Source organism: Dongia rigui (assembly GCF_034044635.1).
Taxonomy (GTDB): Bacteria; Pseudomonadota; Alphaproteobacteria; order Dongiales; family Dongiaceae; genus Dongia; species Dongia rigui.
Genome location: NZ_JAXCLX010000001.1, coordinates 2,130,612 through 2,154,969 on the forward strand (window position 1 = coordinate 2,130,612; position 24,358 = coordinate 2,154,969).

At 61.7% G+C, this 24,358-nt stretch carries 23 protein-coding genes; 14 read left to right on the forward strand and 9 right to left on the reverse strand.

The window, feature by feature from the left end; genetic code table 11:
* The first annotated feature begins 250 nt into the window (after positions 1-250).
* The 7 genes from leuD (at position 251) to SMD31_RS09980 (ending at position 5,724) form a co-directional block, all read left to right on the forward strand.
* Positions 251-862, forward strand: coding sequence for a 3-isopropylmalate dehydratase small subunit (gene leuD / locus SMD31_RS09950; RefSeq protein WP_320500668.1), 612 nt, complete (start codon positions 251-253; stop codon positions 860-862).
* 198 nt (positions 863-1,060) lie between these two features.
* Positions 1,061-2,176, forward strand: a complete 1,116-nt coding sequence (gene leuB, locus SMD31_RS09955; RefSeq protein ID WP_320500669.1) for a 3-isopropylmalate dehydrogenase — start codon at positions 1,061-1,063, stop codon at positions 2,174-2,176.
* Positions 2,177-2,431: 255 nt separating this feature from the next.
* Positions 2,432-3,313 carry a universal stress protein gene (locus SMD31_RS09960; protein WP_320500670.1) on the forward strand — a complete coding sequence of 294 codons (882 nt, stop codon included), beginning with the start codon at positions 2,432-2,434 and terminating at the stop codon, positions 3,311-3,313.
* Positions 3,314-3,346: 33 nt separating this feature from the next.
* Positions 3,347-3,652, forward strand: a complete 306-nt coding sequence (locus SMD31_RS09965; RefSeq protein WP_320500672.1) for a hypothetical protein — start codon at positions 3,347-3,349, stop codon at positions 3,650-3,652.
* Positions 3,653-3,795: 143 nt separating this feature from the next.
* The gene (locus tag SMD31_RS09970; protein WP_320500673.1) at positions 3,796-3,921 is read left to right on the forward strand and encodes a hypothetical protein; all 126 of its coding nucleotides are present in this window, start codon (positions 3,796-3,798) and stop codon (positions 3,919-3,921) included.
* A 136-nt stretch (positions 3,922-4,057) separates the two neighbouring features.
* Positions 4,058-5,086 carry an aspartate-semialdehyde dehydrogenase gene (locus tag SMD31_RS09975; protein WP_320500674.1) on the forward strand — a complete coding sequence of 343 codons (1,029 nt, stop codon included), beginning with the start codon at positions 4,058-4,060 and terminating at the stop codon, positions 5,084-5,086.
* 173 nt (positions 5,087-5,259) lie between these two features.
* The gene (locus tag SMD31_RS09980) at positions 5,260-5,724 is read left to right on the forward strand and encodes a GNAT family N-acetyltransferase (RefSeq protein WP_320500675.1); all 465 of its coding nucleotides are present in this window, start codon (positions 5,260-5,262) and stop codon (positions 5,722-5,724) included.
* Here SMD31_RS09980 and SMD31_RS09985 read toward each other — a convergent pair.
* The 4 genes from SMD31_RS09985 to SMD31_RS10000 form a co-directional block, all read right to left on the reverse strand.
* The gene (locus SMD31_RS09985; protein WP_320500676.1) at positions 5,721-6,242 is read right to left on the reverse strand and encodes a hypothetical protein; all 522 of its coding nucleotides are present in this window, start codon (positions 6,240-6,242) and stop codon (positions 5,721-5,723) included. The two genes, SMD31_RS09980 and SMD31_RS09985, sit on opposite strands and share 4 nt — an antisense overlap.
* Positions 6,215-7,507, reverse strand: a complete 1,293-nt coding sequence (locus SMD31_RS09990) for a lysozyme family protein (RefSeq protein WP_320500677.1) — start codon at positions 7,505-7,507, stop codon at positions 6,215-6,217. The genes SMD31_RS09985 and SMD31_RS09990 overlap by 28 nt, the downstream gene beginning before the upstream one ends.
* Before the next feature lie 79 nt (positions 7,508-7,586).
* Positions 7,587-8,432 carry a pyridoxal kinase gene (gene pdxY, locus SMD31_RS09995; protein WP_320500678.1) on the reverse strand — a complete coding sequence of 282 codons (846 nt, stop codon included), beginning with the start codon at positions 8,430-8,432 and terminating at the stop codon, positions 7,587-7,589.
* A gap of 123 nt (positions 8,433-8,555) precedes the next feature.
* Positions 8,556-9,305 (reverse strand): SDR family oxidoreductase, encoded by a 750-nt coding sequence (locus SMD31_RS10000; RefSeq protein WP_320500679.1) that lies wholly within the window; start codon positions 9,303-9,305, stop codon positions 8,556-8,558.
* A 205-nt stretch (positions 9,306-9,510) separates the two neighbouring features.
* Between SMD31_RS10000 and SMD31_RS10005 the strand changes: the two genes are divergently transcribed.
* The 5 genes from SMD31_RS10005 (at position 9,511) to SMD31_RS10025 (ending at position 14,273) form a co-directional block, all read left to right on the forward strand.
* Positions 9,511-10,572, forward strand: coding sequence for a MaoC family dehydratase (locus tag SMD31_RS10005; protein WP_320500680.1), 1,062 nt, complete (start codon positions 9,511-9,513; stop codon positions 10,570-10,572).
* Positions 10,573-10,804: 232 nt separating this feature from the next.
* Positions 10,805-11,239 carry a succinate dehydrogenase, cytochrome b556 subunit gene (gene sdhC, locus SMD31_RS10010; protein WP_320500681.1) on the forward strand — a complete coding sequence of 145 codons (435 nt, stop codon included), beginning with the start codon at positions 10,805-10,807 and terminating at the stop codon, positions 11,237-11,239.
* On the forward strand, positions 11,239-11,634 hold the full coding sequence (sdhD, locus tag SMD31_RS10015) for a succinate dehydrogenase, hydrophobic membrane anchor protein (RefSeq protein ID WP_320500682.1): 396 nt from the start codon (positions 11,239-11,241) through the stop codon (positions 11,632-11,634). Before sdhC ends, sdhD begins: the two co-directional genes overlap by 1 nt.
* A 27-nt stretch (positions 11,635-11,661) precedes the next feature.
* Complete coding sequence (gene sdhA, locus SMD31_RS10020) at positions 11,662-13,485, forward strand: succinate dehydrogenase flavoprotein subunit (RefSeq protein ID WP_320500683.1); 1,824 nt, start codon at positions 11,662-11,664, stop codon at positions 13,483-13,485.
* A gap of 11 nt (positions 13,486-13,496) precedes the next feature.
* Positions 13,497-14,273, forward strand: a complete 777-nt coding sequence (locus tag SMD31_RS10025) for a succinate dehydrogenase iron-sulfur subunit (protein ID WP_320500684.1) — start codon at positions 13,497-13,499, stop codon at positions 14,271-14,273.
* On the opposite strand, the gene SMD31_RS10030 is transcribed toward SMD31_RS10025, so the two are convergent.
* Both SMD31_RS10030 and SMD31_RS10035 read right to left on the reverse strand, forming a co-directional pair.
* Positions 14,270-15,439: an adenylate/guanylate cyclase domain-containing protein gene (locus tag SMD31_RS10030; RefSeq protein WP_320500685.1), complete on the reverse strand. Its 1,170-nt coding sequence runs from the start codon at positions 15,437-15,439 to the stop codon at positions 14,270-14,272. The genes SMD31_RS10025 and SMD31_RS10030 overlap by 4 nt on opposite strands.
* Before the next feature lie 2 nt (positions 15,440-15,441).
* Complete coding sequence (locus tag SMD31_RS10035; RefSeq protein ID WP_320500686.1) at positions 15,442-16,485, reverse strand: pentapeptide repeat-containing protein; 1,044 nt, start codon at positions 16,483-16,485, stop codon at positions 15,442-15,444.
* 331 nt (positions 16,486-16,816) lie between these two features.
* Between SMD31_RS10035 and SMD31_RS10040 the strand changes: the two genes are divergently transcribed.
* Together SMD31_RS10040 and SMD31_RS10045 are read left to right on the forward strand one after the other, a co-directional pair.
* Positions 16,817-17,887 carry a HEPN domain-containing protein gene (locus SMD31_RS10040; RefSeq protein WP_320500687.1) on the forward strand — a complete coding sequence of 357 codons (1,071 nt, stop codon included), beginning with the start codon at positions 16,817-16,819 and terminating at the stop codon, positions 17,885-17,887.
* A 402-nt stretch (positions 17,888-18,289) separates the two neighbouring features.
* Positions 18,290-18,808 carry a hypothetical protein gene (locus SMD31_RS10045; protein WP_320500688.1) on the forward strand — a complete coding sequence of 173 codons (519 nt, stop codon included), beginning with the start codon at positions 18,290-18,292 and terminating at the stop codon, positions 18,806-18,808.
* Here SMD31_RS10045 and SMD31_RS10050 read toward each other — a convergent pair.
* Genes SMD31_RS10050 through gltB form a run of 3 tightly spaced genes read right to left on the reverse strand, consistent with a single transcriptional unit; the run spans position 18,805 to position 24,349 of the window.
* Positions 18,805-19,338 carry an RBBP9/YdeN family alpha/beta hydrolase gene (locus SMD31_RS10050; RefSeq protein ID WP_320500689.1) on the reverse strand — a complete coding sequence of 178 codons (534 nt, stop codon included), beginning with the start codon at positions 19,336-19,338 and terminating at the stop codon, positions 18,805-18,807. The genes SMD31_RS10045 and SMD31_RS10050 overlap by 4 nt on opposite strands.
* A complete protein-coding gene (locus SMD31_RS10055) occupies positions 19,338-19,811 on the reverse strand; it encodes an NUDIX hydrolase (RefSeq protein ID WP_320500690.1) in 474 nt (157 codons plus the stop codon). The genes SMD31_RS10050 and SMD31_RS10055 overlap by 1 nt, the downstream gene beginning before the upstream one ends.
* Before the next feature lie 5 nt (positions 19,812-19,816).
* Positions 19,817-24,349 carry a glutamate synthase large subunit gene (gene gltB / locus SMD31_RS10060; protein ID WP_320500692.1) on the reverse strand — a complete coding sequence of 1,511 codons (4,533 nt, stop codon included), beginning with the start codon at positions 24,347-24,349 and terminating at the stop codon, positions 19,817-19,819.
* Positions 24,350-24,358: the final 9 nt, after the last annotated feature.

Below are 24,358 nucleotides of genomic sequence, written 5' to 3' on the forward strand. Positions count from 1 at the left end.
TAAGTTAAATCAAATAGTTATAGTGTGGCAATGTTAACCCTCTCCCCTCGTGGGAGAGGGCAGGGTGAGGGGTTCTATCATCCGGCCCGGTCCATCCACCCCTCACCCCAACCCCTCTCCCGCGAGGGGAGAGGGGTTGAGCGGCCATCGCCTCGCCCCCCAATCTTGCACCCGCTTCCCCCACGTGACATAACACCCGCCGCCCGTTCCGGCATGTCGTCCGGGACCCCTGGGAACAAGTTGGCGGACCATGGAAAAATTCACCAAGCTCAGCGGGATCGCAGCACCAATGCCGATCCGCAATGTCGACACCGACATGATCATCCCGAAGCAGTTTCTCAAAACCATCAAGCGTACGGGTCTCGGCAAGAACCTGTTCGACGAGATGCGCTACACGCCCGATGGCAAAGAGATTCCGGACTTTGTCCTCAACAAGCCGCAATATCGCAAGGCGCAGATCCTGGTCGCCGGCGACAATTTCGGCTGCGGCTCGTCGCGCGAGCATGCCCCCTGGGCGCTCGCCGATTTCGGCATCCGCTGCATCATTTCGACGAGCTTTGCCGACATCTTCTATAACAACTGCTTCAAGAACGGCATCCTGCCGATCAAGGTGAGCAAGGAAGACGTTGCCAAGCTGATGGACGACGCCGAGCGCGGCGCCAATGCGGTGGTCTCGGTCGATCTGGAGACGCAGGAGATCAAAGGCCCCGATGGCGGCACGATCAAGTTCGAGGTCGACGCCTTCCGCAAGCACTGCCTGCTCAATGGCCTCGACGATATCGGCCTCACGCTGCAGAAGAAGGATGCCATGGAATCCTTCGAGACGAAGAACAAGCTCAGCCAGCCCTGGCTGTGGAACTGAATTAGCCCCCCCTCTCCCCCACCCTCCCCCACGTTGGGGGGAGGGAGTCCGGCCGAGTTCGCTACGCGCATCGCGTTCAAGCTGGTTCTGATCCCCTCCCCCCACCCGTCGACAGATGTCGACATTCGTCGACGGTGGGGGGAGGGTTAGGGAGAGGGGGCCTTTCATTCGACCCGATCCCGACTTAGAGAAGCAGACATGTCCAGCAATTCGAAGAAGATCCTGATCCTGGCCGGCGACGGCATCGGCCCTGAAGTCATGGGCGAAGTGAAGCGCACGCTCGGCTGGTTCGAGAAGCGCCGCGGCAGCGGCTTCGAAACGGAAGACGGCCTGGTCGGCGGCTGCTCGTTCGACAAGCATGGGGTCCCCTTGACCGACGAAACGATGCAGAAGGCGATCGACGCCGATGCGGTGCTCCTCGGCGCCGTCGGTGGGCCTAAATGGGACAACCTGCCGTTCAAGGACAAGCCGGAACGCGGCCTGCTGCGCTTGCGCAAAGACATGGAGCTGTTCGCGAACCTGCGTCCGGCCCTCGTCTTCGATGCGCTCGCCGAAGCCTCGTCGCTGAAGACCGAGCTGGTCAAGGGCCTCGACATCATGATCGTGCGCGAGCTGACCGGCGGTGTCTATTTCGGCAGCCCCCGCGGCATCGAGACCCTGCCCAATGGCGAGCGTCGCGGCATCAACACCCAGGTCTATACGACCAGCGAGATCCAGCGCGTGGCGCGTGTGGCCTTTGAACTTGCCCGTAAGCGCGGCAACAAGCTGTGCTCGGTCGAAAAGGCCAATGTCATGGAATCCGGCGTGCTGTGGCGCGAGGAAGTGCAGAAGCTGGGCGACACGGAATACAAGGACGTGCAGCTTTCCCACATGTATGCCGACAACTGCGCCATGCAGCTGGTGCGCCAGCCCAAGCAGTTCGACGTCATCGTCACCGACAATCTGTTCGGCGATCTCCTCTCCGATTGCGCGGCGATGCTCACCGGTTCCTTGGGCATGTTGCCCTCGGCCAGCCTCGGCGCAGCCGATAAGGGCGGCAAGCGCAAGGCGCTTTACGAGCCGGTGCATGGGTCTGCCCCCGACATCGCCGGCCAGGGCAAGGCCAATCCGCTCGCTTGCCTGCTCTCGCTCTCGATGATGCTGCGCTATTCCTTCGACCAGGGCGAAGATGCCGACCTTCTCGAGAAAGCCGCCAACAACGTCGTCGCCAAGGGCTTCCGTACCGGCGACATCATGGCGCCGGGCTGCACGCTGGTCGGTACCAAGGAGATGGGCGACGAGATCCTCAAGGAACTCGACCGCCTCGCGGCTTGAACCCTTAAGATCCGTTCCAAGTGTGAAAAAAACGCCGGAGGCCCACGCCGCCGGCGTTTTTCATTTGTCCTTGCACGTGCGTCATTCCAAGGCTCATCATCTTGTTCTGACGGAACCACCGCCCCATCTTAAAGGTTGAGAGCTGACACGCCTCATGGCCGGCCGCATGACCGGATTGATCTTGATCAACCCGGCCAGCCTGGGCCGACGCCACACTGATCGTTATCTGCAGCAGAAATTCCGGGAGTCACCGCCATGGCTATTCGACATATCCTCGTGCCGCTGTTCGGTTATGACGGCGACCGCACCTCGCTCGACGCCGCCCTGGTCGTCGCCAAGCGACACGGCGCCCACATTGCCGTGCTGCATGTCGAGACGGACCCGCTGGAACAGACGCCGCTGATGGTCGATGTCGGCGTCGCCATCACCGAACTGGTCGAAGCGGCCGAGCGCCATGCCGCGCACCGCGCCAAGAATGCGGCGAAGACCTTCGCCGATTGGCAAGCTGCGAGCGGCACGCCGATCGACGGTGCGCCCAGCGTGCGGCCCGCCGTCACCACCGCCTATCTTAATGTGAAGGGCAATGAGGAAGACCTGATCAGCCGCTATGGCCGGCTGACGGATCTCGTCGTGCTGGCGCGCCCGAAGAAGAACGAGGCGGCCGATCTCATCGCCGTGCGTATCGAGGATGTGTTGTTTGGTGCCGGCCGGCCGGTCCTGTTGGTGCCCAACGGCATGTCGGCCGAAGCACTGTCGCATATCGAGGACGGCCCGGCGCTGGTCGCCTGGAACGGCAGCATCGAGGCGACGCGCGCTGTCACTGCTGGCCTCGATCTCATCAAGGCCATGGGCAAAGTCCGCGTCCTCTCCATCAAGGAAGGCAAGCGCGACCCGCATCCCTCGGGCGATCTCACCCACTTCCTGGCCTGGCACGGCATTTCGGCCAGTGTGGGCGAAGCACCGACCGATACCCATAAGGCGACCGCCGACCATTTCCTCAGCGCTGCGCGCGACGCCAAGGCGACGCTCATCGTCATGGGCGCCTATAGCCATGGCCGCCTGCGCCAGCTAGTCTTGGGCGGTGTCACCAGCCACATGATCGATGCCGCTGATTTGCCCGTGCTCATGGCGCACTAGGTCTTGATGGCGCATTGAACGGATGAGGGAAGATTGGGGGCGATTGGGAAATCCATCGTTCTGTCGGCACTCCTGGTGGCAGGCGCCAGTCTGCCGGCCAGGGCCAATTGCCCCTGTCCCAAATCGCAGATGATCGAGCTCTATGGTTCGGTTTCGATGTATCCCAAGCAGTTGCCAGGCCCACGCCTCCACCAGCCGCAGCGGGTCCACGTCAAGCCAACCGTGCCGGTAACGACGCTCCCCAGCATGGCAGATGTGGCCAAGGCGATGCCGACGCCGACACTCGACAAGATGGCGAACCCGCTCCTCTGGGACCCCGTCTTCGTCTCTCGGCAATAAAATTGCGCGACTTCCCGAGGCTTTGCGCCAGGCCTGTGGCGACATGCCTCTCGACAAATCCCGCCAGTCCGGTATAAAAAGCGCCGTTTCGACGGTCCGGCCATCGTTTTGGCGGTCCGTCATTTTGGACAAGGCTGATGGCGATGCGCGCTTTTGCGTATGACGAGGCGAAGATGACGGGGACGGCTCTGCCGGCCGCCATGCTCGCCTGCGCCGTTGCCACCACCAAAACCGCCACTAAGACCACCGGTAAAACCACCGGCGTCTGAACGCGGCCATTGGGTTTCCATCCCAGGACAAAGGCCGCAGCAGATGCGGCCTTTTTGTTTTTGGGCGTTTGTTAATCGGTTTCCCGCACCAATATCGGTCACGGGCGCCACGTGTGAAGAGAGAAGTGAGGACATCATGGGTTATCGCGTAGCCGTGGTCGGCGCCACGGGCAATGTCGGGCGGGAGATGCTGCAGATCCTGGCCGAACGCCAGTTCCCGGTTTCAGAGGTCATCGCCCTCGCGTCGGATCGCTCGGCGGGGTCGGAAATCTCCTTCGGCGAAGACGACGTCTTGAAAGTGCGCTCGCTCGACAAGTTCGACTTCAAGGGCACTGACATCGTCCTCTCCTCGGCCGGCGCCAAGATCTCGGCCGCCTTCGCGCCGAAGGCTGCTGCCGCGGGTGCCGTCATCGTCGACAACACCAGCCATTTCCGCATGGACCCGGACGTGCCCCTCGTGGTGCCGGAAGTGAACCCGCAGGCGATCGCCGGCTATACCAAGAAGAACATCATCGCCAATCCGAACTGCTCGACCATCCAGATGGTCGTGGCGTTGAAGCCGCTCCATGATATCGCCAAGATCAGCCGCGTCGTCGTCTCGACCTATCAATCGGTGTCGGGTGCGGGCAAGGAAGGCATGGACGAGCTCTTCAACCAGACGCGCGGCGTCTATATGAACCAGTCGCCGGAACGTACCAAGTTCACCAAGCAGATCGCCTTCAACGTCATTCCGCATATCGACGTCTTCATGCAGGATGGCTTCACCAAGGAAGAGTGGAAGATGACGGTCGAGACCAAGAAGATTCTCGATCCCAATATCAACGTGGTGGCGACCTGCGTGCGCGTGCCGGTCTTCATTGCCCATTCGGAAGCCGTGAACATCGAGTTTGAAAGCGAGATCTCGGTCGAACAAGTGCGTGCCGCCCTGCGCTCGGCCAAGGGCATCACCGTCGTCGACCACCGCGCTGATGAAGGCTATGTGACGCCGCTCGAAGTGGCCGGCGAAGACAACGTCTTCGTCAGCCGCATCCGCAAGGACCCGACCGTGAAGCACGGCATCACCATGTGGATCGTCGGCGACAACCTGCGCAAGGGCGCTGCCTTGAACGCCGTCCAGATCGCCGAAGTGCTGGCGCAGGACTATCTGAAGCAGAAGGCCGCGTAAGCGCCGGGTTTCGGCCCCTCACCCCAACCCCTCTCCCCACCCAGCCGACGAAGGTCGGCATTCGCCGACGGTGGGGCGAGGGGGTTTTGATCTCACTCAATCGACCTCCCTCACCCCGCTGGCGGGGAGAGGGCTGGGGTGAGGAGTGCTTCAAAAGGCTAGGCGTCATTAAAATGCCCGTCACCTTGCGCGCCGCAACCGCCGCCGATCACGCCGCCATCCGCGCCCTCGATCCGCGCCTCATCGCCGAAGCCGCGTTACCAGGTGCCACGCGCGAAGACTTCCGGCACTTCCAACGCAACGTCACCGAAGCAGCCCTCACCGACACAAATCCGAAGAGCCGCCTCATCGTCGCTGCAGACGAAAGCGGCGCAATCCTTGGCTACATGCACGTCAAGCCCACGCTTGACGATGTGCGCGGCTGCGAATCCGGATATCTCAGCATTATCGCGGTAGCAGAGAGTGCCGTCGGCCAAGGTGTCGGCAGCATGTTGATGAAGGCGGCAGAAGATTGGGCGCGCGGGCACGGCTATCCCTCACTGCTGCTTGATGTGTTTGCCAGCAATGCCACGGCGCGCCGCTTCTATGCCAGAGCCGGTTTCGCGGAAGACAGTGTGCGGCTTCGCCGCCCGCTCTAGCGCGCGAGAAGGCGCCGGCCGACTGCCAGCACGAGGTGGAGCATTGTCGCGGCGGCCAGGATCGCCGCAAAGAAAAATGCGACGCACCGCAGAAAGAAGCCGGCACATACCCAGAGAAGGCCCCCAGCGTCGCCAAGAGTCCCCTGGCCGTGGCGCCACGCGGCATAGGTGGCGACAGCGGCAATCGCCAAGGAAGCGGCAATGCTTATCACCACCGCCCGGGGCAACCATCGTTGTGCCGGAGCGTGCCTTGTTCGCTGTCCGCGCCACCGCGCCCAGATCGCCAGCGCCGCTTCGATGCTGAGCGGCAGAACGAGCAGCACGGCCATGTTCTCAATAAGGAACAGCGCGCTATAGCCGAGATCGAGTTGCATCGTACCGAGATCAATGAACTCCCCTTCGGGGTTATGCTGGACGCCGATGTGGAACAGCAGCAGAGCGACCAAAAAGCTGACTGCCAGATAGAAGCCTATTCGCCCTGACGCCTGATTCATGGCTTTGGTGTCCTCGATGGCCATCCGACAAGCGGTGCATTCTTCTTGCGCCACATTTTCTCATCGAAGATCCGCGCGACCCTGGCGCCATAATTGGAAACGCTCTCGGCGCGATGGCTATTGTAGAGCGAAGCGATATGAGAGACCGGCGCATTTTTGGGCAGATTGTTCATGATCGCGCGCAGCATTCTGGCGCCGGCTCGGATATTGGTCATCGGATCGGCAAGACCATCGCGGTCACCCACAAAATCGCCCCAATATGCGACGTTCACGTTCATCGGCAGAATCGACTTGTTTTCGCCGCCGATCCAGGGCCGCAGCTTATCGTAGTAGCCATGCGTCGTTTCCATATACATGATTGCGCGAATAAGGTCGGGATCTACCTGGAACTCCTCGCCGGCAGCTTCGATCATGGCATCGTATTTGGCAATCTCTGGCGAGTGGCTGGCTTCATAGAATGGCATGTCACCATCGGCATCGGGATTGTCCTTCACCTCAAACCGGCAGCCGCCGTTGGCCTTGATGCAGGCAGCGCGCCCATCAGAATCTGATACGACCGGAATCGGTGTCACGCGGCGCAACCGCTCCTGCTCGCGATAGAAGCGCTCGGTCTCCTTTTCGAGACTCTCGGCGTTATCATTTGCAATGCGCGGCGTGTGGCCACCATCTGCCACCGAGGGGCGCTTCAGCGGGGCCTGATCAGCGATACCGAGCGGGTCGCCCGGATGGACCTTGCCGGGGTCGACGCCGGATTGCCCATAGCGGCGGGCGAGGGCAGCGCGTTCCTCGGCGGCGTTCAAATCATTTGCTGGGCGTCCGGTTTGTGGTGTGCCGAGGGGATGCGTCAGCGGCACCGCGGCGATGTCGACCAGCTCCTCGATCGTCGGTGTCGCCGCAGCCACATCATTTTTGCCGGTGCGTTCAGCGACATAGGCGTCGGCGATGGCCTTTGCCTGTGCCGGTGTCGCCGTCACCGCTGGCGACCAATCGTAGAGCCTGCCGCCAACCTCGAACTGGTTGTCCTTGGACTTGATCCCGGCCTTTTGGAATGTCGCTTGGTCCGATTGCGGCGCCGGATGCGCCTCGGTCCAGCGGACAGGGTTTACGCCTTGGACATGCAGATGCTGCGCGAGCTTGGCCTTTTCCTGCAGCGCCTCGGTTCTGCTGTCGGCGGGCGAGGTCGCGACTTCGAAGTCGATACGTTTCTTTGCGGGCGGACGCATGGGCAGGCCTCCAAAGTGTTTACGCTTATACGCATAATACAGCGTAAATGGACATTTTGGAAGCAAAAAGTTCTATCTTCGTTCTTTTTTCACCGCAGCGATTTCCGTCGTTGCTAACGCCCTTCAAAAATCTGTGGACCGAAAATCAGCGCGCCAGCGCCGCAGCCCATTTGTCCTGGGTCTCGATGATCTTGAGCTCGTCCGAGTTCGTGGCGGCGGTCTCGGTGACGATATAGCTCATGCCCAGCACCGCGGCGTCGATGGCGGCTTTGAGATCCTGGTCGCGCAAATAGCGGGCGGTGAAGAGCGCGGCGAAGGCGTCACCCGTGCCCGAGGCAAAGAGCGGCAGGCGCCGTGTCACCGCCATCGAGATGGTGCCGGAATCGCCGGGCGATTGGCGGGCCAGCGCAATGACGGCGAGTTCCTCCGGGTGGTCGGGGTCGGGAATGCCGGTGCCGATGATGGCGCGGGCCTTGGTGCGCTTGGCCAAGGCGTGCAACGCATCGACCGCCTGCGCGCGGCTGTTCACCTCAAGCCCGGTGAGATGGCCCAGCTCATAGACATTGGGCGAGAGCACATCGGCGATGGGGACGAGGATGGTGGAGAGCGCCAGCGCCAGTTCCGGCTTCACATACATTGCGCCCTGGTCGCCGATCACCGGATCGAAGATGTAGATGGCGCGGGGGTTGAGCGCCTTCACCTCGGCCACCACTTCGGCCACAAGGGCGGCGGTCTCAGGCGCACCCAGATAGCCGGTCAGCACGGCATTGGCCTTCCCCAGCACGCCGAGCTTCCTCACCCCGTCGATGAGTTCGCGCACCTGGGCTGCTTCCAGCACCCGCCCCGTCACCGTCTTATGGGCGAGGTGGTTCGAAAACAGCACCGTCGGTGCCGCCCAGACCGGGTGGCCCATCCGCTCCAAAATGAAGCGCGAGGCCTGGTGGCCGACATGGCCGTAAACGACCTCGGACTGGATGGACAGGATGGGCATGATGCGGCGGACTCTGATGTGGCGTTTCTGGCGTGACGTTAAGGTGTGAAATCGGGCCTGAGCCTAGGCAAACGGCCTAAGGCGCGCAATGCCGATCATGTCTCGATACGGCTTGGAGCAGTCCTACCGCCCGCCGCTCACATCCAGCAGCGCGCCGGTGACATAGGAGGATTCGCCCGAGAGCAGCCACAGGACGGCATTGGCAACTTCGTCCGCCGTGCCGGGGCGAGCGAGCGGCACATTGACGGCGAGGCGAAAGGCGCGGTCGGGTTCGCCGCCGCTGGCATGGATCTCGGTGTCGATGAGGCCGGGGCGGATCGCATTGACGCGGATGCCGACAGGTGCCAACTCCTTGGAGAGGCCGATGGTCATGGTGTCGATGGCGCCCTTGGAGCCGGCATAATCGACATATTCATTGGGCGAACCGAGACGGGCGGCGGCTGAGGAAAGATTGACCAGCGCGCCACCTGTTCCGCCGCGATCCGTCCCCATGCGCCGCGCCGCTTCTCGCGCCACCAGATAGGCGCCGGTCACATTGACCGCGAACATGCGCGTCAGGCGCTCGACGCTCATATCGGCGACCTTCGAGGCTGGTGCCACGATCCCGGCATTGTTGACGACACCGGTGATGGCGCCGAAGGCCTTGGTGGTCGCATCGAACATGGCGATGACGTCCCGCTCATGGGCGACATCGCCCTGGATGGCGACGGCCTTGCCGCCCGCCGCCTCGACTGCCTTCACCGTCTCGGCTGCCGCCGCCGCATTGCCCGCATAGTTGACGCCAACCGACCAGCCGCGCTTGCCGCACTGGATGGCCACAGCGCGCCCGATGCCGCGCGATGCGCCGGTGATGAGGATGGTCCTGGTCATCATCTGTCCCCGTCTTGTTTGATCGAAGGCACTGTCGCGGCTTTGCGAGGCTAAGGCAATGTGGGCAGCGTCGGCGAAATCGCATTCGGCCTATGCAGCTTCGGATGGCTGGCAGCGCTGACAGATATCCTTGTGCGGGGGCCAGATTGCACGGTTCATCCTGCTATGTCATACCGCTGGCATGTCGCTGATGAATAAGAGGCCGCCCATGCCGACACCCAAAACAAACCCAGGCAATTTCTTCGAGGATTTCCGCCTGGGCCAGGAGATCCTGCATGCCGTGCCGCGCACGGCCACCGAAGGGGATGTGGCGCTTTACATCGGCCTCACCGGATCTCGCTTTGCCTTGCCGTCATCGGACAGTTTTGCCCAGAGCATCGGCCTTGCCGGTGCCCCCATCGATGATCTGCTGGCCTTTCATCTCATCTTTGGCCGCACGGTTGCCGACATCTCTTTGAATGCCGTTGCAAACCTGGGTTACGCGGTGGGGAAGTTCGGCGTGCCGCTTTATCCCGGCGACACCATCATCGCGCAGTCGAAGGTGATCGGCCTCAAGGAGAATTCAAACCACGAGACCGGCATCGTCTATGTGCATTCCGTGGGGCGCAACCAGGCGGGCGAGGTGGTGCTCGATTACGTGCGCTGGGTGATGGTCAAAAAGCGCGACAAGCATGCGCCGACGCCCGAGACGCATGTTCCGCAGCTGCCGGCCGCCCTCGATGTCGGTGAATTTGAAGTGCCGGCCGAGCTGGATCTCTCCAATTACGACGACGAACTCGCCGGCTCGCCGTTCCTCTGGGACGATTACGCGGTGGGCGAAAAGATCGACCATGTCGACGGCATGACGCTGGAAGAATCCGACCACATGACGGCGACGCGTCTTTATCAGAACAACGCCAAGGTGCATTTCAACCAGCACACGGAAGGGCAGGGGCGTTTCGGCCGCCGCCTCATCTATGGCGGGCACATCATCAGCCTGGCGCGGGCCTTGAGCTTCAATGGCCTCGCCAATGCGTTTCGCATCGCCGCCATCAATGGTGGGCGCCATGTGAACCCCAGTTTCGCCGGCGACACGATCTATGCCTGGTCCGAGGTGCTGGAAAAGATCGAGATCCCTGGCCGAAAGGACATAGGTGCTTTGCGTCTTAAGACGATCGCCACCAAGGATGACCCTTGCGCGGCCTTTCCGGGTCCGGATTCGACAGGAAAATATCCCGAAAGCGTCGTCCTGGACCTCGACTATACCGTTTTGATGAAACGACGCGGCTAGACGCGAATCGGTCGCTATCGGTTTGCTTTCGTTGACGGTGTGGTAACAATTAAGTATCAAGATCACGCTTTCTGCTGCAGTGCAGAAGCACATGGCGCCGTTCGCGCGGCGTCCAGACCCAGGGAACCTGTCCCGAAGAATCTGTTGGGGAGAGTTGGGCGGGTTCCTCTAGGCAAACCAGCTTGCGCTTTGCTGCGTAAAAGCAGCGCAAGATATCGGACGGGAACACATCATGGCAGAAAGCCAGTCCTCGGGCGCACAGACTCACTCTCAGAAGCGCCATCCACGACCACTCAGCCCACATCTGCAGGTCTATAAGCCGCAGCTTACCTCGGCCACGTCGATCTTTCATCGTTTCTCCGGCATCGGTCTCGCGGTCGGTGTGCTTTATCTGGTGTGCTGGCTGATCGCCGCCGCGCAAGGTGCCGATAGCTTCGATCGCCTGCAGGATTTCAACGGCAGCCTCATTGGGCGCCTGCTGCTTTTCGGCTGGTCGGCAGCGTTTTTCTATCATCTCCTCAATGGCATTCGGCATCTCGCCTGGGATGCCGGCTTCGGCTTCGAACTGCCGACCGCCTACAAATCGGGTTACGCCGTCATCATCGGCACTGTGATCTTCACTATCGCCGCCTGGGTCATCGGCTATTTCCAGATGGGAGCGTTCTGATGGCTGGCAATCCGAACTCGCTCCGCTCGCGCTTAGGACAAGCGCGGGGCCTCGGCTCAGCCCATGAAGGTGTGCATCACTGGTGGGGGCAGCGCATGTCGGCGCTGGCGCTCATACCTTTAAGCCTGTGGCTGGTCGCCTCGCTGGTCTGCATGGCCGGCGCCGATTACGCGGTGGTCAGTCAATGGCTCTCCAGTCCGGTGACGCTGGGCGGATTGGGTCTTACCATTCTCATCACCGTCTATCACGCCGTCTTGGGCCTGCAGGTCGTGGTCGAGGATTACATCCATGGTCAGCCGACCAAGCTCATTCTCCTCATTCTGTTGCCGATGAGTGGCGTGGCGCTGGTTGTCACGGCGATCGTCTCGCTGTTGATGATCGCCTTCGCCGGTTAAGCCGATTTTTTGAAAAAGTGAAACATCATGGCTGAAACAGTAAGCGGCGCGCCCAAGATCAACGGAACCGCCTATCCATTCGTCGATCATGTCTATGACGTGGTGGTCGTTGGCGCCGGCGGTGCCGGCCTTCGTGCGACCTTCGGCATGGCCGAAAAAGGCCTGAAAACGGCCTGTATCTCGAAAGTCTATCCGACGCGTTCCCATACCGTGGCGGCGCAGGGCGGCATCTCCGCCTCGCTCGGCAATATGGGTCCGGACGATTGGCGCTGGCACATGTACGACACGGTCAAGGGTTCCGATTGGCTCGGCGACCAGGACGCCATCGAATATATGTGCCGCGAAGCGGTGCCGGCGATCATCGAGCTCGAGCATTACGGCGTGCCCTTCAGCCGCACCGAGGCCGGCAAGATCTATCAGCGCCCCTTCGGCGGCATGACCACCGAATATGGCAAGGGCATCGCGCAGCGCACCTGCGCCGCCGCCGACCGCACCGGCCACGCCATCCTGCACACGCTCTACCAGCAGGCACTCAAACACCGCGCCGAATTCTTCGTCGAATATTTCGCCCTCGACCTCATCATGGATGAGGAAGGCGCCTGTGTTGGTGTCGTCGCCTGGAACCTCGATGACGGCACCATTCACCGCTTCCATGCCAAGATCGTCGTGTTGGCGACCGGCGGCTATGGCCGCGTCTTCTTCTCGGCGACCTCGGCCCATACCTGCACCGGCGACGGCAATGCCATGGCGCTCCGCGCCGGCCTGCCGCTCCAGGACATGGAATTCATCCAGTTCCACCCGACCGGCATTTACGGCGCCGGCTGCCTCATCACAGAAGGTGTCCGCGGCGAAGGCGGCTATCTCACCAATTCGGCGGGCGAGCGTTTCATGGAACGCTATGCACCGTCGGCCAAGGATCTGGCGTCCCGCGACGTTGTCTCCCGCGCCATGACGATGGAAATCCGCGAAGGCCGCGGTGTGGGCGCCCATAAGGACCACATCCATCTCCACATCGAGCATCTCGATCCGAAGATCATCCACGAACGCCTGCCCGGCATCGCCGAAACGGCGCGCATCTTCGCCGGCGTCGACGTGACGCGTGAACCGATCCCGGTGCTGCCGACCTGCCATTACAACATGGGCGGTGTCCCCACCAATTATCGCACCGAAGTCGTCACCAAGAAGGATGGCAACCCGGACGCAGTTGTTCCCGGCCTGATGGCGATCGGCGAGGCGGCCTGCGTCTCCGTGCACGGCGCCAATCGCCTGGGTTCCAATTCGCTGCTCGACCTCGTCGTCTTCGGCCGCTCGGCCGCCATTCGCGCCACCGAAATCATCGGCAAGGGTGAGAAGCATCGCAACCTGCCGAAGGATGCCGGCGACAAGGCGATCGAGCGTCTCGACCGCCTGCGCCATGCCAAGGGTGACATCCCGACGGCGAAACTGCGCCTCGACATGCAGAAGATCATGCAGAATGATTGCGCGGTCTACCGCACGGGCAAGACCCTCAAAGAGGGCGTCGACAAGATCCGCGACGTCTATGGCCAGCGCCACCGGGTGAAGGTCGATGACCGCTCGCTGATCTGGAACAGCGATCTTGTTGAAACACTGGAACTCGACAATCTGATGTATCAGGCGGTGGTGTCGATCGAATCGGCCCTCAACCGCGAGGAAAGCCGCGGCGCCCAGGCGCGCGAGGATTTCCCGAACCGCGACGATGAAAAGTGGATGAAGCACACGATTTCGTGGATCGACGAAGCCGGCAAGGTGACGCTCGATTACCGCCCCGTCCACATGACGACCTTGAGCAATGACGTTCAGGTCTTCCCGCCCAAAGCCCGCGTGTACTAAGGACCGCCATCATGGCCGAACTGACACTGCCAGCGAATTCGAAACCCACCACCGGCAAAACCTGGAAGGCGCCGGCGGGGGCCAAGAACATCAAGGTCTTCAAGATCTATCGCTGGGACCCCGATACCGGCGCCAATCCCCGCATCGACTCCTACGAAGTCGACATGGACACCTGCGGCCCGATGATTTTGGACGCGATCATCAAGATCAAGAACGAGATCGATTCGACGCTGACCTTCCGCCGCTCCTGCCGCGAAGGTGTCTGCGGCTCCTGCGCCATGAACATCGACGGCACCAATACGCTCGCCTGCACGAAATTCACGGCCGAGGTGAAGGGCGATGTGAAGATCTATCCGCTGCCGCACATGCCGGTGGTGAAGGATCTTGTGCCCGACCTCACCCACATCTTCGCGCAGTACGAAACGATCGAGCCGTGGCTGAAGTCCGACACACCGCCGCAGACGCGCGAGCGCCTGCAATCGCCGGAGGAGCGCGCCAAGCTCGACGGGTTGTGGGAATGCATCCTCTGTTTCTCCTGCTCCACCTCCTGCCCCAGCTATTGGTGGAACGGCGATCGCTATCTGGGTCCAGCCATCCTGCTGCAGGCCTATCGCTGGATCGCCGACACGCGCGATGAAGCCACGGGTGAGCGTCTCGACCAGCTCGAAGATCCGTTCCGCCTCTATCGCTGCCACACCATCATGAACTGCACCAAGACCTGCCCGAAGGGCCTCAATCCTGCCAAGGCGATCGGTGAGATCAAGAAGCTGATGGTCGAGCGGCGCTAAAGCCCGAACACATCCATCTCAGCCAAACCTCGCAACGCCTGCGGCCCCAAGGGTCGCAGGCGTTTCGCGTTTGGCGGCAGCAAGCGTGCCAGGTCGGCTGAAATGAGGATCGGCTCGCCCAGCTGGCCGCAGAGCGGTTCCAGGCGCGCCACCTCATTGACGGCGCGACCGATGACGGTGAAGTCGAGGCGCCGCGCCGTGCCGATATTGCCGTAGGACACGCGCCCGACATGGAGCGCGATGTCGAGCTTCAGCGGCAGCTGCGCTTGGGCCAGCAGGCGCTGCGCCTCCTCGGCCGCGCCGACCGCACCCATTGCCACGTCACCGTCGTCCCGCCCTTGATCCAGCAGGAAGACGGCCAGCACACCATCGCCGATGAATTTGAGGATCTCGCCGCCATGGCCCTCGATGGCGGCACCGACGCAGTCGAAGGAACGGTTGAGCGTGTCGAGCGTCGCGTCGATCGGCTGCTCCGCGCTGTAGCGTGTGAAGCCGGTGAGGTCAGCGAACATCAGCACGGCGCGGGTCTCGGTGACACTGCCGCGCGTGACGGCGCCGCGTAAGACCCGCTGCCCGGCATCCTCGCCGACATAGGCGGACAGGATGCTGCAGGCGCTGTCGACAATCACCAATGATTTGACCGCCGCCGCCAATGCCTGCACATGGGGCCCCAGAAACGCCAATTGGGCTTCGCTGAAACCCGCCGGGTCCCTGGTCGACCAGGCAGAGACCATGCCCATGCCGCCGCCTTCGACATGCTCGGCGTCCCAATGGAACAGATGGGCATAGGCCACCCAATCGGCGAAGCCCTGCGCCTTCAATTCGGCAAACAAGGCGTAGTCATCCTCGGCCAGCGGCTCGGCAAGGCGGCGGCGCATGACGCCCAGATGCGTGCGGATCATCATGGCGAGCGGCCCTTGCCGCCAGGCCAGATTCGATTCACCATGAGGAAAGGTGGCGAGCTGGCCACCTTGCTCTCGCTCCCAGGTCAGCGATTGCGCGCGGATCGAGGGATCGAGTGCCGCCGTCGCAATCACCACGCGATCGATCTTGCAGCCCCTCGCGTTGATCTCGGTGCAGAAGCCGTCGACCAAGTCTTTGAGCGGCATGCCGCGAAGGCTCGCCTCGGCAAGCCAGGCGAAGAGGCCGGATGCTGCGGGATCCAATTTCAGCTCCTGAGACCCTTGGTGGAGATCGGCAGGCCCGGAATGGCGCCGACCTTGGCCTCGCTGGTTTCCAGCCCGCGCTGATGTGCGTCGCTGAGATCCGCGCCGCGCAGATCGGCGCCACTTACATCCGCTTCCGTCAAATTGGCGCCTTTGAGGTCGGTGGCCAGCAGCCAGGCGCGCTTCAGATTGGCGCGGGTGAGACGGCAGCCGACCAGCCGCGCCGCCGCGAGATTGGTGCGGCTGAGGTCGAGGCCGGAAAGGTCGAAGCCCTCCAGTTCCAGCCGCTGTCCCGCCTGCCCCAGCGAGTTGACCCAGCGCGCATGCTGGCCCAAGCGCTCGCTGACCTCATCCTGCGACAGGCGCGGGGCGGAACCCACGGGCAACTGCGCCGCTCGCACCTGGTCGCGGGTCGACTGGTCGACCGAGGCGTGGCTGAAATCGGCATTCTCCAATTCCGCCTGGTTAAGGCGAATGGCCTGCAGCTCGGCAGCGGCGAAAATGGAACGCCTGAGATCGGCACCGGAAAAATCCGTCTCCAGCAAATAGGCACCGGAAAAATCAACGCTGACCAGCTTGGCGTCCTTGAAGACGGTCTGGGCGAGCTTGGCACCACGGAAGCGGCAGGCCGGTGCCTCGTCCCAATTGGCATCCTTGCCGGTACGCTGGCTGAAATCCTGGCGCAAGTCTGCGGCCGCCAAGGCTGTGCGCGTCATGTCGCTGCCATGGAACACCGCGCCGCGCATATCCGCGCGTTCGAAATTGGCGCCGGTCATGTCGGCTTCGTCGAAGACCGAACCAGTCAGGATGGCGCCGCGAAAGGAGGTGCCGCGCAGGACCGAGCGTTCCAAATTGCACCGCACCATATAGGCGTCGGTGAAATCCATATGGCTGAGGTCGAGCTGGGAGAGATTGCATTCGCTCAGCATCATGCGCTGGCCGTTGACGCGACCCAGCCGCCAGTTGCGATGCACATCGGCCAGCCGTCGCAGCGCCCCGGCATTGAGCGTCAGTTTTTTGAGAACCTTGGGCGCCTGCGGGTCCATTCCGCACCAACCTCGCGACTCGGGGGCCCCTATGGTGCCGCCCAGCCCCGTAGGTCACAAGCAGGATGTTATTGGGGCCGGCGTCACCTTTGCAATTAATCATTGCTTTATTGTACGGGATGCCAAAGCTTGGATGAATTCGCACTTTCGAACCAGACCTCGAAGGAGTGCTCCGGTGACGTCCGACGATTTGGTGACAGCTACAAAGCAATCACACGCGCTATTTCAGGCGCGGCTTGATAGAGAGGGCATACGGCCCTCATTGCTGGGAATGCCTGATCCAAAGTCAGACGAACTGGCGCCCATCGATCAGCAACTAAGGAGCTTGAAATTGTTCGACGAAGCTCAGGGCTGCTGGATCTGGGCGCGTGGAATTACGCGCCAAGTACAATCTGACTGGCTCACGAAGTATCTATTCGGATTTGGATATTTTGACGGAGACGAAGAAATCCTGCGTCGCGTTCTAAGCGTGCGAGAGATGCTAGGTACAAGAACCGCTCCGTTAATATTTTGGACGCTTGTTTGGGGTGCGTCAGTTAGAAAAGAAATTCAAGTAGCTGAAGGCATCGCCCTCTTTCCTTTCGAAGAGACTAAGTTCGCATCGCCAAATGATTCAGAGCGATGGCGGTTACCAAATTTACAGCCGGTGCTCGGTGCTTACACATCGAATGTCTCTGAACAGCCAGCGCTAGTCATTGCTCAGAAAGCGCTCACATTTCCCTTTCTAACAAAGGATCGGATAGATCAGGAGCTTGCTTTCTATGATGTCGTGAGGCGCAACGACATAGTGTGTAAAGGGATCGTAGTGTTTGGTACCGGCGGCCCAATTGTCGATATCTCGTGGGCAGAGTATGAGAGCTTAAATCTTGAGTCGTTCATGTACGACATCAAGCGAGCATGGCGAATGCCAGAAATTGTGCCGTCCAAAGTTAGTATACTTGAGATCAGTGAAAATCACTTTTCTACGGCCATGGCTTCTTTGCTTATCAAAAAGGACCAATGGCAGAACAAGCTGCTAAAATCTATGGAGCGCTTTGAGGTTAGCGTTTCTAGGCGAAATATTGGGGATCAAGCTGTCGATCTTTGTATAGCTTTTGAACAACTAATGGGGACCGAAACTGGACCTAAATCAGGCCCTGTTTCTCTGAGGTGCGCTGGATTGATGGGCGGAACCGCTAAGCAACGACTCCGCGTTCGGGATATAATCGAAGCCTTATACAAATTGCGGAACAAGGTCGTTCATGGCGGCGAATTGCCGCAAAGCGTGAAGACTAGAACCCAAGGCGCAATTTCAGCACAGATAGTAGTCCAAGCGGCGATTGTGATTTTTCGGGAGGTATGTCGAAAGATGCTAGATTTTGACTTCTCTCCGGATTGGTATCGAATTGAGCTTCAACAATGAGGCAGATCAAGTGTAAAACGACTCCCTGCGGCGGCGTGACAAGCCTTTTGCCTGGCGCGTAACGACTCGCCAGATATGCCGACTTGACCAATCACCGCGCTTCGCTAAATTTGCTTCATGACCTGGCGCCAAAATAGCGCATATATCGCGCGAATTACCACCCCGGCCTGATCCGTTCAGGCCGGGCCTGTTGCTGCGCCCGAGAAGTCTCGTTCCGATCTTTTCCAGATCCTGATCGATCCTTCGCTGCTGGCGCGTTCACCGCACAATTTCTTTGCCGTGCTGCATTGAGCGGACATGAGTTTCCGAACGTGCCATTCCCGCCGACGCATGTCGGCATTCGCCGACGGGCGCGGGGATGGCAATCATGAGCCGTCGTGCCGCGCCGAAAGGTCATGATCGATGTTTACCGAAACCACCTTGCGCGCCAGCCCGCGCGCATCCCTCTCGACCACCCCGGAACGAAAGAACCCGGCCGATCTCCGCGCCGAGTTGCAGCTGTTTTTCAAGGCCTATGATTCCGCCTGCCTCGACTTCGATGCCGATGCCGTTGTGGCTCTCTATGATCTCCCTTGCCTCGTTTCCGGCATGCATGGTCATGGCAGCTTTTCCGCGCGCGGCGAACTGCGGGCGCATTTCGCCAAGGTCTTTGCGGCCTATCGCCAGCAGGGTCTGATGAGCGCCAGCCTGGCCTCGCTTACCATCAACGCGCTGTCTGGTGACTTCGCGCGGGCGGAGGCCGTGTGGTCGTTCAGCAATGCGCGGGGTGCGGATGCAGCCAGCCTCGCCAGCGCCTACACCTTGCGGCGAACGACATGGCCGGCAGGCGCACGCTGGCGCGTTGTGCACGCCCTGGCGCTTGATGAGGCGGAAAATCTCAGGCCCGCCAAGCGCCGGTTGCTGTCGCTGGCCCAGCGCTAGCGGCTGAGATCGTCGAGCAGCAGGCGCCCAAGCGGCCAGTGACCGAAGCCGGCCGCGCTGTTGATATGCCCGGCGGCGCCGATGTCGACGAAGCGACTGCCCCAGGCGACGGCAAAGGCTTCGGCACGGTCCCTAGTGACATAGGGATCGTCGCTGCTCGCCACCACGACACTGGGGAAGGGCAGGGTCTGCATTGGCATTGGGCGAAAGTCGCGTGTCTCCGGCGGCGTGTGGGTATCCGAATCGACATCGGCTGGCGCCACCAGCAGCGCGCTGGCGACCGGCCGCTCATGCTGAGCCGCCCAATGCGCGACCAGCGCGCAAGAAAGGCTATGCGCGACGATGACCGGTGCCTTTGCACAGGCGGCGATGACGGCATCGAGACGCAGCAGCCAATCGGCAAAGTCCGGCTGGTCCCAATCAGCCTGCTCGACGGCGACGATCCGGTCGGGCATCTCCGCTTGCCACAGGCGCTGCCAATGCTGCGGGCCCGAATTGCCAAGGCCCGGGACGATGACGATCGGCCGCATCACATCACTTTCCGGAAATCGGCGGGCGTGCAGTCGACGAAATCGTGCCAGATATCGCCTATGGCACGGCGCTGCCCGGCAAAGCTGAACAGGGCCGACGCCCGGTCGCGCGAGCACCATTCAAAGGCGTCACTGCCGTGATCGAGCACCACCGGCACCTCCTGCGGCACGAAGGCGACGAAGATCGGCATCAGCTCCATGACGTTGTCTGGCGCGAAATAGAAGGTCTCGGTCAAGCCGCAGGTGAACAGATCCGTGACCTGGATGCCGGTCTCTTCGGCGATCTCGCGAATGATCGCCTCGGTTGCCGTCTCGCCCGGCTCGATGCTGCCGGTCACCAAACCCCAGGCGCCGCCGGCAACGTCACCGGCACGGCGCAGGGCCAGCACCCTGGCGCTGGTGCCGGTGCCGGCGATGATCGCTGCCGCCACCGCCCGGCAGCGCAAGGGCACGTCGCCATAGCGATTACCCATGCGGCTTACTTCGCCTTCTTGGCCGTGGGCTTGGCCGGCTGATCGGTCAGCGGATGTTCCAGCTTGTCCAGCATCTCTTTGGGGGCAATCTGCCAGAACTTCTTCTTCTCCTCTGCCCAGTCGTTGAGGATGCTGCCGGCCCATTTCGACTGGGTCTCGGTCGCATGCTCTTCGATAAGCGACTTCAGGCGGCTCTCCCAATAGGCACTTTCCAGGCGCTGGCTCACCACACTGTCGCCATTGATGCGAAGGGGGAAACGGCCATCCTCATCATAGACGAAGGCCATGCCGCCGGACATGCCGGCGGCAAAATTGTCGCCGACGGGGCCGAGGATCACCGCTGTACCACCTGTCATGTATTCGCAGCCATTGGAGCCGCAGCCCTCGATGACGACATCGGCGCCGGAATTCCGGACGGCGAAACGCTCGCCTGCTTGACCAGCGGCAAAGAGCTTGCCGGCCGTAGCACCATAAAGAACCGTGTTGCCGATGATGGTGTTGCGGTTGCTCTCGAGCGGCGAGGAGGGCAGGGTGCGCACCACGATGGTGCCGCCGGAGAGGCCCTTGCCGACATAATCATTGGCATCGCCAAAGACCTCGAGCTTCAGTCCCTGCACCGCGAAGGCGCCCAGCGATTGGCCGGCTGACCCACGCAGGCGCACGGTCAGATGGTTGGGCTTCAACCCCGCCATGCCGAAACGCTTGGTGATATGCGATGAGAGACGCGTGCCGATGGCGCGGTACGTGTTGCGGATATTGTACTGGAGCTGCATCTTCTCGCCGGCCTGGAACAAGGCCGCCGCATCCGTCACCATGCGGGCGTCGAGCGTATCCGGCACCTCGTTGCGGCCTTCCAGCGTGCAATAGCGCGCCTCGTTTCCGGGGTCGGCCTGGCTGAGGATGGGATTGAGATCGAGGTCGTCGAGATCGGCAGCGCCGCGGCTCACCTGTTCGATCAGTTCCGTCCGGCCGATCACCTCATTCAATGTCTTGACGCCGAGCTGCGCCAGAACCTCGCGCACTTCCTCGGCGATGAAGCTGAAGAGGTTGACGACCTTCTCCGGCGTGCCGGTGAATTTCTCGCGCAGCGCATGGTCCTGCGTGCAGACACCCACGGGGCAGGTATTGGAATGGCATTGCCGCACCATGATGCAGCCCATGGCGACGAGCGAGGCGGTGCCGATGCCGAATTCCTCGGCACCCAGGATCGCGGCGATGACGACGTCGCGGCCGGTCTTGATGCCGCCATCGGTTCTGAGCTTCACGCGGTGCCGTAGACGGTTGAGCGTCAGCACCTGGTGCACTTCCGCCAAACCCATCTCCCACGGGATGCCGGCATATTTGATGCTGGTATGGGGCGAGGCGCCGGTGCCGCCGACATGGCCGGAAACCAGGATGACGTCGGCCTTGGCCTTGGCGACACCGGCCGCAATCGTGCCGATGCCGGAACGCGCCACCAGTTTCACGCAGACCTTGGCTGCGGGGTTGATCTGCTTCAGATCATAAATGAGCTGCGCCAGATCCTCGATCGAATAGATGTCATGGTGCGGCGGCGGCGAGATCAGCGAGACGCCGGGTGTTGCATGGCGCAGCTTCGCGATCTCGATCGTCACCTTGAAGGCCGGCAGCTGGCCGCCTTCGCCGGGCTTGGCGCCCTGCGCCACCTTGATCTCGATCTCGCGGCAATTGACCAGATATTCCGCCGTCACGCCGAAGCGGCCCGACGCGATCTGCTTGATCGCCGAATTGGCGTTGTCGCCATTGGCCTGCGGGCGGAAGCGCAAGGGATCTTCGCCGCCCTCGCCGGAATCGGATTTGGCGCCGATGCGGTTCATGGCGATGTTGAGCGTGCCATGGGCTTCCGGCCCCAACGCACCCAGGCTCATGCCGGGCGTCACAAAACGCTTGCGGATTTCGGTGATGCTTTCGACCTCGTCGGTCGAAATCGGCGTCGTGCCCGGCACGAAATCGAGAAGGTCGCGGATGGCCACGGGCGGCAGCTTGGCCACAGCTTCCGAATAGCGCTTGAAGGCCTGATAGGATTCGGTGGCGACGGCCGATTGCAGCGTGTGAATGAGTTCCGGCGCCCAGGCATGGGTCTCGCCGGATTTGCGGAACTTGTAGAAGCCACCGACCGGCAACGCCACGACGCTCTCGTTCCAGGCGCGCTTATGAAGATCGACGACACGGTGCTGGATGCCGGTCATGCCGATGCCGGAGATGCGGCTGGGCATCGACGGGAAATACTCGGCAACGAGCGTACGCGACAGACCCAGCGCCTCGAAATTGGCGCCGCCGCGATAGGAGGAGATGACCGAGATGCCCATCTTCGACATGACCTTCAAGAGGCCCTGGTCGACGGCGCTGCGGTAATTATCGAGGCAATCTTCCAGCGCCATTTCGCCGAAAAGGCCGCGCCGCCGCCGGTCCTCGATCGCCGCCTCGGCGACATAGGCGTTGACCGTGGTGGCGCCGACACCGATGAGGACCGCGAAATGATGCACGTCGAGGCATTCGCCCGAGCGCACATTGAGGCTGGTGAAGGTGCGGAGCTGCTGGCGCAGCAGATGCACATGCACCGCACCCGTCGCCAGAATGGTCGGAATGGCGGCGCGGGTGGCGCTCACATGCTCGTCGGAGAGGATCAGATGCGTCGCGCCGCCACGCACGGCATCCTCGGCCTGGCGGCGCACCAGCTGGATCGCTTCCCGCAGCGCATTGTCGTTGCCGGTGACATCGAAGGTGCAGTCGATCTCGGCCACACTCTCGCCCATATAGGCGCGCATCGCCTGGAACTCGGCAGTGGTGAGAACCGGTGAATCCAGCTGCAGCAGGCGGCACTGGCTTTCGTCCTGGTCGAGCACGTTGCCAAGATTGCCGAGGCGCGTTTTGAGGCTCATCACCCGCTTCTCGCGAAGTGAGTCGATCGGCGGGTTGGTCACCTGGCTGAAATTCTGGCGGAAGAACTGATGGAGACCCCGGTAGCGATCGGAAAGGACGGCCAAGGGCGTGTCGTCGCCCATCGAGACGACGGCTTCCTTGGCCTCGTCGACCATCGGCTGCAGCACGACTTCCATGTCTTCCATGGTGAGGCCGGCTGCAACCTGGCGGCGGCGCAGATAATCCTTCTCGAAGATCGCTGGCTCGCCGCGCGTCTTCTTGATGAGGTCATCGATGACGGTGATGTTCTTGACCCAGGCCGAGAAATCGGCGGTCGCCGCCAGTTTGTCGAGGATCGAGTTGTTGTCGTAGAGACGACCTTCCGAAAGATCGAGGGCCAGCATCTGCCCTGGCCCCAGGCGGCCCTTGGTCTTGAGGCGCGTCTCATCAAGCCGCACCATGCCGGTCTCGGAACCGGCCACCAGGATGCCATCCTCGGTGATCGCATAGCGCAAGGGTCGCAGGCCGTTTCGGTCGAGGCCAGCCACGACCCAGGTGCCGGCGAAGCCGCAGATGGCCGCCGGCCCGTCCCAGGGCTCCATCACCGAATTGCAGTAGCTGAACATGTCCTTGATGTTCTGCGGCATGGTCACGCGCCCGTCCCAGACATCGGGGATGAGCAGGCTTTTCACCATGGGCAGCGGCCGCTCATGGGTGGTCAAGATTTCGAACACATTGTCGAGCTGCGCCGAATCCGATCCGCCCGCCTGGATGACGGGCTTCAGATCGTTCATGCGGTCGCCATAGACGCTGGAATAGAGCCGCGTCTCATGGGCGCTCATCCAGTTGACATTGCCTTTCAGCGTGTTGATCTCGCCATTGTGGGCGATGACGCGGAAGGGCTGGGCAAGCGACCAGGTCGGGAAGGTGTTGGTCGAATAGCGCTGGTGATAGATGGCAAAGTTCGAGACGAAGCGCTCGTCGAGAAGATCGGGATAGAACGATGTCAACTGTTCGGCGAGGAACATGCCCTTATAGATGACCGAGCGGCAGGAGAGGGAGCAGATGTAAAGCTCCGGCACCTGGGAAGCGACGGCCGCCCGCTCGATGCGGCGGCGAATGACATAAAGATCGGTCTCGAAATCTTCTTCCGATACGCCGCGCGAATTGGCGATCATGATCTGCTCGATCTCAGGCCGCGTCGCATTGGCCTTCTCGCCGATGATCGAGATGTCGATTGGCACCTGGCGCCAGCCATAGATGGTGTAGCCGGCATTGAGGATTTCCTGCTCGACGATGACGCGGCAGCTTTCTTGTTTGCCCAGATCGTTGCGCGGCAGGAAGATCTGCCCGACCGCAAACTTGCCCGGCTGCAAGGTCTGCCCAGCGCGGCGGATGAAATCCTCGAAAAAGGCATGCGGGATCTGCACATGAATGCCGGCACCGTCGCCGGTCTTCCCGTCGGCATCGACGGCACCGCGGTGCCACACGGCTTTCAGCGCCTCGATACCCATCAAGACCACTTCGCGCCGCGGCTTGCCGTCGAGGGCTGCGATGAGGCCGACGCCGCAGGCATCGCCTTCATCGGCCGGGTCATACATGCCGTTGGCGTGAAGATGCGCGGCGTTCTTCTGGAAGAGTTCGATTTCCTGCGACATGGCTTTCGT

What these genes read in the sequence shown, in the direction of transcription:
- leuD (WP_320500668.1), top strand. Translation starts at nt 251, where the DNA reads ATGGAAAAATTCACCAAGCTCAGCGGGATCGCAGCACCAATGCCGATC.
- leuB (WP_320500669.1), top strand. Translation starts at nt 1,061, where the DNA reads ATGTCCAGCAATTCGAAGAAGATCCTGATCCTGGCCGGCGACGGCATC.
- SMD31_RS09960 (WP_320500670.1), top strand. Translation starts at nt 2,432, where the DNA reads ATGGCTATTCGACATATCCTCGTGCCGCTGTTCGGTTATGACGGCGAC.
- SMD31_RS09970 (WP_320500673.1), top strand. Translation starts at nt 3,796, where the DNA reads ATGCGCGCTTTTGCGTATGACGAGGCGAAGATGACGGGGACGGCTCTG.
- SMD31_RS09975 (WP_320500674.1), top strand. Translation starts at nt 4,058, where the DNA reads ATGGGTTATCGCGTAGCCGTGGTCGGCGCCACGGGCAATGTCGGGCGG.
- SMD31_RS09980 (WP_320500675.1), top strand. Translation starts at nt 5,260, where the DNA reads ATGCCCGTCACCTTGCGCGCCGCAACCGCCGCCGATCACGCCGCCATC.
- SMD31_RS09985 (WP_320500676.1), bottom strand. Translation starts at nt 6,242, where the DNA reads ATGGCCATCGAGGACACCAAAGCCATGAATCAGGCGTCAGGGCGAATA.
- pdxY (WP_320500678.1), bottom strand. Translation starts at nt 8,432, where the DNA reads ATGCCCATCCTGTCCATCCAGTCCGAGGTCGTTTACGGCCATGTCGGC.
- SMD31_RS10000 (WP_320500679.1), bottom strand. Translation starts at nt 9,305, where the DNA reads ATGATGACCAGGACCATCCTCATCACCGGCGCATCGCGCGGCATCGGG.
- SMD31_RS10005 (WP_320500680.1), top strand. Translation starts at nt 9,511, where the DNA reads ATGCCGACACCCAAAACAAACCCAGGCAATTTCTTCGAGGATTTCCGC.
- sdhC (WP_320500681.1), top strand. Translation starts at nt 10,805, where the DNA reads ATGGCAGAAAGCCAGTCCTCGGGCGCACAGACTCACTCTCAGAAGCGC.
- sdhD (WP_320500682.1), top strand. Translation starts at nt 11,239, where the DNA reads ATGGCTGGCAATCCGAACTCGCTCCGCTCGCGCTTAGGACAAGCGCGG.
- sdhA (WP_320500683.1), top strand. Translation starts at nt 11,662, where the DNA reads ATGGCTGAAACAGTAAGCGGCGCGCCCAAGATCAACGGAACCGCCTAT.
- SMD31_RS10025 (WP_320500684.1), top strand. Translation starts at nt 13,497, where the DNA reads ATGGCCGAACTGACACTGCCAGCGAATTCGAAACCCACCACCGGCAAA.
- SMD31_RS10035 (WP_320500686.1), bottom strand. Translation starts at nt 16,485, where the DNA reads ATGGACCCGCAGGCGCCCAAGGTTCTCAAAAAACTGACGCTCAATGCC.
- SMD31_RS10045 (WP_320500688.1), top strand. Translation starts at nt 18,290, where the DNA reads ATGTTTACCGAAACCACCTTGCGCGCCAGCCCGCGCGCATCCCTCTCG.
- SMD31_RS10050 (WP_320500689.1), bottom strand. Translation starts at nt 19,338, where the DNA reads ATGCGGCCGATCGTCATCGTCCCGGGCCTTGGCAATTCGGGCCCGCAG.
- SMD31_RS10055 (WP_320500690.1), bottom strand. Translation starts at nt 19,811, where the DNA reads ATGGGTAATCGCTATGGCGACGTGCCCTTGCGCTGCCGGGCGGTGGCG.
- gltB (WP_320500692.1), bottom strand. Translation starts at nt 24,349, where the DNA reads ATGTCGCAGGAAATCGAACTCTTCCAGAAGAACGCCGCGCATCTTCAC.